This window comes from Kitasatospora sp. NPDC058190 (assembly GCF_042883685.1).
In the GTDB taxonomy this organism is placed as follows: Bacteria; Actinomycetota; Actinomycetes; order Streptomycetales; family Streptomycetaceae; genus Kitasatospora.
Genome location: NZ_JBHVVI010000286.1, coordinates 1 through 1,905, shown reverse-complemented (window position 1 = coordinate 1,905; position 1,905 = coordinate 1). Strand labels below are relative to the sequence as shown.

General features: G+C 75.6%; 2 protein-coding genes. Both read right to left on the bottom strand.

Annotated elements, in window-relative coordinates; translation table 11 throughout:
* Positions 1-21: 21 nt before the first annotated feature.
* Entirely contained in the window at positions 22-870 is an 849-nt protein-coding gene (locus ACFVWU_RS44835; RefSeq protein WP_387632492.1) for an ABC transporter permease, read from the bottom strand.
* Positions 867-1,904, bottom strand: a complete 1,038-nt coding sequence (locus tag ACFVWU_RS44830; RefSeq protein ID WP_387632490.1) for an ATP-binding cassette domain-containing protein — start codon at positions 1,902-1,904, stop codon at positions 867-869. The genes ACFVWU_RS44835 and ACFVWU_RS44830 overlap by 4 nt, the downstream gene beginning before the upstream one ends.
* Between the last annotated feature and the right edge of the window lies 1 nt (position 1,905).

The following is a 1,905-nucleotide window of genomic DNA, read 5'->3' as shown; positions in this document are numbered from 1 at the left end:
GGCCCGGGTGTCGGCCTGTTCTCAGCGCGGCGTCAGCGGCCGCCGGAAGCCGACCACGGCGAGCCAGGCGCCGACCCCCGCCACCGCCGCGCCGAGCAGCAGGGCCCACACGGCGGTGCCTGTCCCGGGCAGGCCGAGGGCGAGGGCGCGCGTCGAGTCGATGGCGTACGTGAGCGGGTTGACGTGGGCGACGGCGGCGAGCCAGTCCGGGAGGTCGGCGGTCGGGACGTAGGCACTGGAGGCGAACATCAGCGGGAGCACCGCGATGATCGCGAGGTTCTGGATCGGCTCGGCGCGCCGCAGCCAGGCCGCCGCCGCGATGAACAGCCAGCCGAGTGCCCAGCTCATGAACAGCGTCAGCCCGATGGAGGCCACGACCGCGCCGGCCCCGCCCCTGGGGTTGTAACCGAGCACGAGGATGCCGAGCAGCAGGATGATCACGGCCTGGACGGCGGCGCGCACCAGCGTGGTGAGGCTGCGGGCGATGAGCAGCGAGCTCGGCGCGACGGGCAGGCAGCGCAGCCGCGCGACGATGCCGTTCTGCAGGTCCTCGACGAGGCCGACCCCGGACTGGACGGCGGACTGCACCGCGTTGTCGACCAGGACGGCCGGCAGGACGAAGTCCAGGTACGTGACGTCCGGCGGGAAGTGCGGCGGGAGCCCCATCCGGCTGAACACCTGGGAGAGCACCACGAGCGTGATGACGGGCTGGAGCAGGCCGAAGAGCAGCACCGCGGGGTCGGTCACGAGCGCGCGCAGCGACCGGCCGGTGAGGATGCGGACCTGGGTGAGCCGCGAACTGCCGCGCCAGGCGGGCTCGGTGGGCGTCGACGTGCAGGGCGGTCGGCCGGTGTCGAGCGTGGTGGTCACCGTGCGGGTCCTTCCGGGCTGACGAGGCGGGCGGGGCGGTCTGCGCGGTCGGCGCCGTCGGCGCGGTGCGCGAGGGCGAGGTAGACGTCGTCCAGGCCGGGCTCGCCGAAGGTGAGCTCCGCGGCCTCGATCCCGACCCCGTCGAGCGCCCGGACGACGGCGGCGATGTCCCGGGTGGCCTCGATCGGGACGACGAGGGCGGTGCCCTCGCGGCCGGTGACGGGGGCGAGCCCGGCTCGGCGCAGTGCCTCAGTGGCGCGCTCGGAGTCGCTCCCGGCAGGCCCGTCGAGGACGACGGTGACGGTGCGCCGGCCGACCCGGGCCTTGAGCTCGGCCGGGGTGCCGTGGGCGACGACGCTGCCGCCGGAGAGCACGGTGATGGCGTCGGCGAGCCGATCGGCCTCGTCGAGGTACTGGGTGGTGAGCAGGACGGTGGTGCCCTCGGCAACGAGGCCCTCGACGATCTCCCAGAGGCCGAACCGGCTGACCGGGTCGAGACCGGTGGTGGGTTCGTCGAGGAACACCACCTCGGGTCGGCCGACCAGGCTCGCGGCGAGGTCGAGGCGGCGGCGCAGGCCGCCGGAGTAGCCACGGGCGGGCCGGTCGGCGACCTGCCCGAGGTCGAACAGGTCGAGGAGCTCGTCGGCCCGGGTCCGGGCGGCGCGGCGGCCGGCGCCGAGCAGCCCGGCGAGCAGGAGGAGGTTGTCGCGTCCGCTGAGCCGTCCGTCGACGGTGGCGTACTGGCCGGTGAGGCCGATCCGGCGGCGGACCTCGGCGGGGCGGCGCCGGACGTCGAAGCCGGCGACGCTGGCCCGGCCGGTGGTGGGCGCGAGGGCGGTGGTGAGGACGCCGACGAGGGTGGTCTTGCCGGCGCCGTTGTGGCCGAGCAGGGCGAGCACGCTGCCCCGGGGGACGGCGAGGCTGACCGAGTCGAGGGCGCGGACGGTACCGAAGGTCATACCGACGTCGACCGCCTCGATCACGAGGTCGTCGTCGGCCGCGGCGGGCGGGGGCGGGGCGGTGCGGGCGGGCATC